7 protein-coding genes and 2 pseudogenes are annotated in these 7,066 nt (G+C 69.0%); 3 read left to right on the plus strand and 6 right to left on the minus strand.

What is annotated here, in order from left to right:
* The 6 genes from ACFU8Q_RS37105 to ACFU8Q_RS37130 form a co-directional block, all read right to left on the minus strand.
* The coding region (locus tag ACFU8Q_RS37105; protein WP_384463249.1) for a hypothetical protein at nt 1-434 on the minus strand (434 nt) is incomplete at its 3' end.
* A gap of 280 nt (nt 435-714) precedes the next feature.
* Nucleotides 715-993 carry a hypothetical protein gene (locus ACFU8Q_RS37110; RefSeq protein ID WP_384463252.1) on the minus strand — a complete coding sequence of 93 codons (279 nt, stop codon included), beginning with the start codon at nt 991-993 and terminating at the stop codon, nt 715-717.
* A gap of 3 nt (nt 994-996) precedes the next feature.
* The gene (locus tag ACFU8Q_RS37115) at nt 997-1,395 is read right to left on the minus strand and encodes a DDE-type integrase/transposase/recombinase (protein ID WP_384463255.1); all 399 of its coding nucleotides are present in this window, start codon (nt 1,393-1,395) and stop codon (nt 997-999) included.
* Between the two features lie 454 nt (nt 1,396-1,849).
* Nucleotides 1,850-2,395: a hypothetical protein gene (locus tag ACFU8Q_RS37120; protein ID WP_384463258.1), complete on the minus strand. Its 546-nt coding sequence runs from the start codon at nt 2,393-2,395 to the stop codon at nt 1,850-1,852.
* 32 nt (nt 2,396-2,427) lie between these two features.
* Nucleotides 2,428-3,990 (minus strand): hypothetical protein, encoded by a 1,563-nt coding sequence (locus ACFU8Q_RS37125; RefSeq protein WP_384463261.1) that lies wholly within the window; start codon nt 3,988-3,990, stop codon nt 2,428-2,430.
* A 384-nt stretch (nt 3,991-4,374) separates the two neighbouring features.
* Complete coding sequence (locus ACFU8Q_RS37130) at nt 4,375-5,019, minus strand: DUF3558 family protein (protein WP_384463264.1); 645 nt, start codon at nt 5,017-5,019, stop codon at nt 4,375-4,377.
* 89 nt (nt 5,020-5,108) lie between these two features.
* Here ACFU8Q_RS37130 and ACFU8Q_RS37135 point away from each other — a divergent pair.
* The 3 genes and pseudogenes from ACFU8Q_RS37135 to ACFU8Q_RS37145 all read left to right on the plus strand — a co-directional run.
* Nucleotides 5,109-5,195, plus strand: a pseudogene (locus tag ACFU8Q_RS37135) (ABC transporter ATP-binding protein); the annotation flags it as partial.
* Nucleotides 5,196-5,296: 101 nt separating this feature from the next.
* Nucleotides 5,297-5,737 (plus strand): DUF6896 domain-containing protein, encoded by a 441-nt coding sequence (locus ACFU8Q_RS37140; protein WP_384463267.1) that lies wholly within the window; start codon nt 5,297-5,299, stop codon nt 5,735-5,737.
* A 176-nt stretch (nt 5,738-5,913) separates the two neighbouring features.
* Nucleotides 5,914-6,970: pseudogene (locus tag ACFU8Q_RS37145) on the plus strand (transposase); the annotation flags it as partial.
* Nucleotides 6,971-7,066: the final 96 nt, after the last annotated feature.

Raw genomic sequence — 7,066 nt, forward strand, 5'->3', positions numbered from 1 at the left:
CGGTCGCCCTCACTGAAGGCGACCAGCGCCTGGGCGAGATAGGCCGCCGCCAGCGCAGCGTCGTCGCGGCTCTGCTCGGCAACCCGTACCGCCTCGTCGGCGAGGCTCCGTGCCAGCGTCCGGTCACCACGGGCCCAGCGTGCTGCCGACCGGCCGGCCAGCAACTGGGCCTGGTCCGCGTCGGCGTCCCCGGCATCGGCGGCCGCGCGTTCGTACAGCGACTCGGCGCCCTCGAACTCGCCCCGCTGATGGAGTACGCGGCCGAGCCTCCAGGCCAGTTCGGCAGGCAGCAGCGCGTCCGCTGGGAGCGTCGCGACATGCCGCAGCGCCTCGTTGTACTGCCCCTGTCGCAGGGCCGACTCCGCCAGTCGCGCGACAGTATCGGGGTCGCGCACCCGGTCAGCACCCGCAGCCCCTCCCGCGCTGGTGGTCACCGCGTCAGGATACTCTGAACCGCCCCGGGTTCGGTAGAGATCTCAGATTGTGGTTGTGACCTGGGGTCTCGTGGATTCCTGTAGTGGTTGGTCCCATACTCGACGGGTGGGACGTGGCCTGTCTCACCGTGGAGTCGGCGGTGGCAGTACCAGCCGATCCACTCGGCGGTGGCGAGCTCGACCCGGGAGAGTGTCTTCCCGGGCCAGCCGGGTTTGATCAGCTCGCTCTTGAACAGGCCCGATCGTCGATTCCATCAGGGCGTTGACGCTCCTATAGCTGTCAACTCGTTGCGGGGGTCGTCTGTGGAGCGGGTCGAATCAGGTGGTAGACCTCGCGGATGACGTAGCGCTTGCGGCAGCGGATGATCTCGCGTTTCGTCTTGCCTTCGGCGGTGCGGCGGGCGACGTAGTCGATCGTAGGTTGATGGAACCGCATGCCGACGATGACGGTGCGATAGATCGCGGCGTTTAGCTGCCGGTGGCCGCCGCGCTTGCTGCGTGCCCGGCCGGACGGTCGACAGATCAACGCCAGGACACCCGTGGGGTCGGTCGTAAGCAAGAGTCAGACCGTCGCGGCCGGGACTACCCGATCCTTGCGGGTTCCGGTACGAAGAGACTGACAGTCGTAGGCGTCGCCTACCGAGCCGATCGATGCCGCGACTCCTGCTCGATCCAGATGCTCGGCCGGCGCGAACGATGTGTACTGCGACTTCGCGTCCGACTGATGTATCAACTCGCCATGCTCGTAAGTGAATCCATCACGATCGCGTTGCCACAGGGCCATCTTCAGCGCGTCCAGGACGAGCCTGGTCTCCTTGGCGGTGGAGGCTGACCAGCCGACGATGCGACGGGAGAAGGTGTCCACGATGAAGGCGACGTAGACGACCCCGCTCCAGGTGGCGACGTGCGTGAAGTCAGCGACCCAGCAGCGGCTGAGGGCACTGGCGACCGGGAGGGCCACCGCGCGTAGGGGCGAGGCCGAGCGCCGCCGCGCAAGCCAGATGCCGACCCCACAGGGTAACCGAGACGGCGGGCTGCCGGCCGAAACAGCCCACTCGTGGGGAGGTGTTCAGGCACATCCAGCCGGCGGCCCGCGACCTCGGCGCCCCGCCGGGTTCCGCGCTCGCCGTTCAGTCTGCCCATCAGCATCAACAGCAGCGCCCAGGAGACCAGGCCCGCGCCGGGCCGGCGTTGTGCTTCCCGTCGTCCGCCGTCGCACACGTGCCGCGAAGCCGGTCAGGCCCGCGATGACGTTGGCCGGGACCGTCTGGATCGCGTTGTTGTAGGTGAAGAGTGCGTCGTTGTACTACTGCCGGGAGTAAGCGATGCGGTTCTGGGTGACCGACAGCTCCTCAGCGACGGGTAGGATCGCGGGGGCTCCGGTGGATGGGGCGGGTGCGCACGGCGGACACGGGTCAGATCCGGGTGGCCACCTTTCGGGCCAGCTCTTGCAGTGGTGTGCGGTTCTCCGCCGGGTCGTTGAGCCGCACCAGACGGATCGACACCCACCGGTCGGACCTGCGGAGGAAGACCGCCTCGTCCTCGGCGTACGCCTCGTCGCCGATACCGGTCAGCGGCCTGAGCGTGTGTCCGAGGTCGCGTTCGATGTCGAGGTACTTCTTCGCACCGTCCCCGACGAAGATCTCCACCTGGGCCGTCGGCCCGGTGACGGGACCCGTGTAGGTGCATGTCTCCCGTACCGGTGTCGCGGGGTCGAGCGCTGTTCCGGCCAGCTTCTCGGCCTCCTGCTTGGTCACCAGGGCGCAGGAGTCGATGGCTGCTCCATTCGGCGACGGCGCCTCGGTGCTCTCCTCCGGAGTCCGGGTTGCCGTGGCCGGCTCGCTCGACGAGGGGCCGGCTGCCGGGGACTGTCCGTGGCCGCCGCACCCGGACAGCGCGAGCAAGGCGAGCACAGCCAGGGGCACCAGTGGCGACGGCGGGCGGTTGCGGTTGCGGTTCATCGGGATCCTCGCTGTCTGCCTTCGTCTCGGTGTCAGGACTTGCACAGCGGTACGTCCGGCAGCGTCTGCTGCCTGTGGACGAAAGGTGTCAAGCTCTCCTGCAGCAGCTGGAACTTCATCGTCGGCAGGAGCTTCTTGAGGGCGGCCATGGCCACGGCAGAGACGGAGACCCCCACGCCCCCGCCGACCTTGCCGTCCAGCGTCGCTCCGACACAGCGGGTCAGCGGGGCTCCGAGGGCCGAGCCGTTGGTCACCCCGAAGTCCATGACGAGCTTGGCGTAGGGACCGGCGAAGGCAGCGGGCACACCGACTCCGACCTGGACCTTGAACTCGACGGCGGTGGCGATGCCGCTGACTCCGACGGAGACTCCGGTGACCGAGTCCATGATGCTTTTGATCACCGAGAGCTTCGGGGTGACGATCGAGCCGTTGACCATGCCGATGGCACCGTCGAGCCCCCACTCACCGCTGGCGGTCACCGTGGTGTTGTTGCCACCGAGTGCGGTGGCGACGCTGAACTTCCAGCTGATGTTGAAGGCGAAAGGGGTCCCCGCGATCGGCAGGGTCATCTGGACCGGTACCTCGGCCCGGATCTTCGAGTTGTCGATGACACCGTTGGCCGCACCGGCGGCGATGCTGATCGCCACGCTTTTGATTCCCTCGACGGCGAACGTGGCCCCGTCGGCGACCCGACCGCCGGAGATCGGTACATCGGAACGGATGTGCAGCTTCTCCGTCTTCAGCGAGAAGTCGACAAAGACCTTGAGTCCCGCCGCGGCCTTGTGATTGAACTTCAGGCCGAACGCTCCCGGGCTGCGGTACGGCTGGGCATTCCAGTCCCCGAGATCCGCCGTGACGCTGCTCGACCTGGCCGGCGGCAGCGTGCCCCCGGCGGCGGCCCGGACCGGTCCCCGTGCGACCACGATGCCGACGCGCCCTGAATGCGCGGCGCGCACCGACGTCTGTCCGATCGTACGCGCCGTCGTCGGAACATCCCGTGCGGCGTCCTTGGCAGCGCCCTTCTCGGCCTCTGTCGCAGCGTCCGTCGGGGCATCCGCAGACACGGTCACCGCCCCGGGCAGGTCCGGGATCTCCAGGTAGTGGAGCGCGCCATCGTCGATGTCCTGGTCGAGGGTGAGGTGGGCATCGCGGAAGACCTCGGTGAACTCCACCGGGCCCAGGGTGGCCACGACGTCTCCGTGCACCCGACGCACCTCCTGCACCCGCCCCACCGCGCGGCTGGTGGCGTACAGGACCTTTCCGAGCCGAACATCCTGGGCACCGCGGGCTTTTCCGTCGATGGTCCAGGTCAGACCGTCACTGGATGCCGACCGGATCGCTCGCGGTCCGCCCTCGACGATCACGACGTCGGGCTGGTAGGTGATCGACGGATCACGGACCGGTCGGGTCCCGTAGGTGAGCGCGGCCTCGGACGTGTCGGCCGGACCGGAGCCCTCGTGCGCACGCCCGGGTGCGCCACCGCATGCCGCTGTGGTGGTCAGGAGGAGTGCGATCGCGAGCGGCGCGCCCCACCTCCCCGGGCGCGGCGCGCTCAGGACCCACCCCGGGCGGAGGGCCCGCAACCCCCGTGACACAGCCGACAGTAGCCGGATACCCCTCATGCCGTGATCCGTTCGCCATGGCCGACGCGCGCGGCGCCGTACCCCGTAGACCATCATCAACTGGCGTGTTCGCGCCCTGTTCAGAATCCATCGGGCCACCGGTCGCTGCGTCGCCTCTCGTGGTCGTTGCGGCTGCCGGGCAACGGCGGCAGACGGCCTCGTGGAGTGCTCCGCCACCGCCTCGCCTCGCACGCGGACGTGCAGGGCTTCGGCACGGTCGGACGAGGTGGGTCCCAGGAACGGGCCGCGCGGCACGACAGCACTTCCGCCCGTGCCCGGCCCCCACCCCCGGCACGTACCCCCGCCGACCGCGCCGTGCTCGTGGGGTCCGGCCCGGCGCGGGCCCGGCTGCCGGTGTCAGATGCGCGCGGCCACCGTCCGGGCGAGTTCGTTCAGCCGCCCGGCGTTGTCCGCCCTGTCCGCCACCACGGTCATCGCCACCCAGGTCCCCGACTTCCTGAAGAGCACGGCGAAGGTCCCGTGATCGGAGGCGTCGTAGGAGTAGGCCTCCTCGCCCACTCCGGAGAGCGGCTTCTTGTGGGCTCCAGCGAGCATGTCGTCGGCGAAGGCCTTGGCTTCGTCGCCCCGTACGGTCGAGGAGATCAGCACCCCGTCGTGCGAGTACTCGCAGCCCGTGGTGTTGAACTCGCTAGTCTTCGCCGTGACGGACACGCCTCCCAACTGCTGGACCTCCTGGACGGAGATGAGCCGGCAGGGGTCCGCCGGCGGCCTTTTCGCCGGGGCTCCGCCGCTGTCGCCTGTGCGGTCCGTGGCGTCCGACCGCGGCCGGTCGGCAGCCGAGGGAGCCCCATCGCCGGAGCCGCCGCACCCGGCTGCGGCGAGCGTCACGAGCAGCGTCACGGTCAGCACCGGAGCATGCCGCGAGCGTCTTCGGGACATCATCAGCCAGACCTCCTTGTCACCGCCGCCGACTCTGCGCCGTGCGAGGGCGGCAGTTCCGGCCCCGTACCGTCCGGGCCGGTCCACCGCCCTGATCAGCATGGACGCATGTGTTCGTGCCGGGTTAGGGAATTCTTCAGGTGAACGGAGGCGCCGCTCGCCGCCGACTCTGCGGGCGCAGCCCGCGCATCCGCGGGGAACTGGTGACGGGCGCACTGGAATCAGTCGGGCCGGCCGACGCGGCCGGAGCGTATCTGTGGCAGCTCTCGGGCGGGATGGCCTAGCTGGGCTCGCGGAAGAATCCCAACCCAGATCATCTGATAGTGGCCCGGAGGGTGTGTTGCGGGAGTCCGGGAGCGAGGGTGCGTCAAGACACCAGGTGCTGGCAGCACGGACCCTAGTGCTCGGCTTCGTCGGCGCTCTCGGCGCTGCCCGCGCTGCGGTTCGGAAGTCCGTGCCTTCGCTGAATCGGCTGGCGGACCCGCTCGTGCTTGCCCACTCCGGCGAGGTCAGCCGCCGCGGCGAGGCTGGCGGCTACTCGTATGCGATGCACGGGGTGGGCTGTCGACTGGCAGGCCCGGAAGGGATCGACATCGACGTGGACTTCGCCGCGGATGGAACGGAGATCTCCGACTTCTGGCGCTTTCGCCTCTTCGGTCAGAGTCTGCCGACGCCTGTTGACCCCTCGGCGGAGGACCTGCGCTCAGCGGTCGAGGGACTGGAGGACGTACTAGCCGAGGTCAGGCCGAGTTGGTTCACTGCGTCAGGGTCTCTTCGAGACGCCTTCGAAGGCCCGGCGTCGAACGCAAGTCGAAGTTGATCGGCGCTTTCGCGGTTCAGCTGACGTGAGAGCAGCCTTCGACTGATCCTTTGCTCCGTCTCAGCTTGGTCAGCCCGTTGACCACAGGCTTCGCCGTTCTCCAGACAGTAGGGCGGCCTTTGCGTGATCATGTCTTCTCGCTGAAGTCGACACTGATCACAACGAAGGCCGTGAGGGTGAGTTTGCTGGACGATGCCGCCCGCGTCGAGTCCCTGGCCATGTTGTCCCGGCTCCGGACCGACTTCTACGCCTGCCTGCCCACCCGGGCCGACGCGCTGTTCGAGCTGACCGACGCCCTGCTGTGCGCGGACGGGCCGGTGAAGACGCTGGTGGATCTGTCGCTGGTACGCGAGCACCGACGCGGGCACGGCGCCTTGTACGGCGCTGAACCACGGGCGGCTGGATATGACGCGACTACGCAGAACGCTCGCGGGCCTGCCGCTGCCGCGCGCGGCCGACGGGCGGATCATGCTGGCCTGTGACGTCAGCAACTGGCTGCGGCCGGACGCGGTCACCAGCGCGGAGAGGCTGTTCTGCCACACCTACGGCTGCGGCAAGAGCTCGGTCCAAATGATCCCGGGCTGGCTGTACTCGATCGTCGCCGCCCTGGAACCAGGCCGCACCTCCTGGACCGCGCTGCTGGACGCGGTCCGGCTCGAGCCAGGCGCCGACGAGACCGCATTGACCGCCACGCAGCTGCGCGAGGTGGTTGAGCGCCTGCGCGCGGCCGGGCACTGGACGGAGGGCGACCTGCCGATCCTCATCGTCCTCGACGCCGGCTACGACGTCACCCGCTTGGCGTTCCTTCTGGCCGACCTGCCGGTGGAACTGCTGGGCCGACTGCGCTCGGACCGCATCCTGTACTTCCCGCCCCCACCGCAACCGTCGGGCAAAGTGGGCAGAAAGCCTAAGCGCGGGGCAGAGTTCAAGTTCGCCGACGACAGCACCTGGCCCGCACCGGCCCACACCACCACCAGCGCGACCAGCCGCTACGGGCACGCCGTCGCCACCGCCTGGGATCGGCTGCACCCGCTGCTGAGCCGACGCTCGGCCTGGGCCGACCACCCCGCCGGCGACCTCCCGGTCATCTCGGGCACGGTGATCCGGCTGCAGGTCGACCATCTGCCCGGGGACCGCGGCCCCAAGCGGGTGTGGCTGTGGTGGTCGGGCTTCGATGCCACGGCCATAGACGTGGACCGGCTCCGGCGGTCGTTCCTGCGAAGATTCGATCTTTAGACCGTGTCCTATGTGGTGAGTCGGAGGAGTCGTTTGTAGCAGCAGAGGGCGGCGGCGAGGCCGAGGAAGGCAAGGTAGTTGCGGGGGTTGCGT

Origin of the sequence: Streptomyces sp. NPDC057543, assembly GCF_042801895.1 — a bacterium.
In the GTDB taxonomy this organism is placed as follows: Bacteria; Actinomycetota; Actinomycetes; order Streptomycetales; family Streptomycetaceae; genus Streptomyces.

Excerpts from the sequence above, each read along its gene's own strand:
- ACFU8Q_RS37120 (WP_384463258.1), bottom strand. The coding sequence starts at position 2,395 with ATGAACCGCAACCGCAACCGCCCGCCGTCGCCACTGGTGCCCCTGGCT.
- ACFU8Q_RS37130 (WP_384463264.1), bottom strand. The coding sequence starts at position 5,019 with ATGCTGATCAGGGCGGTGGACCGGCCCGGACGGTACGGGGCCGGAACT.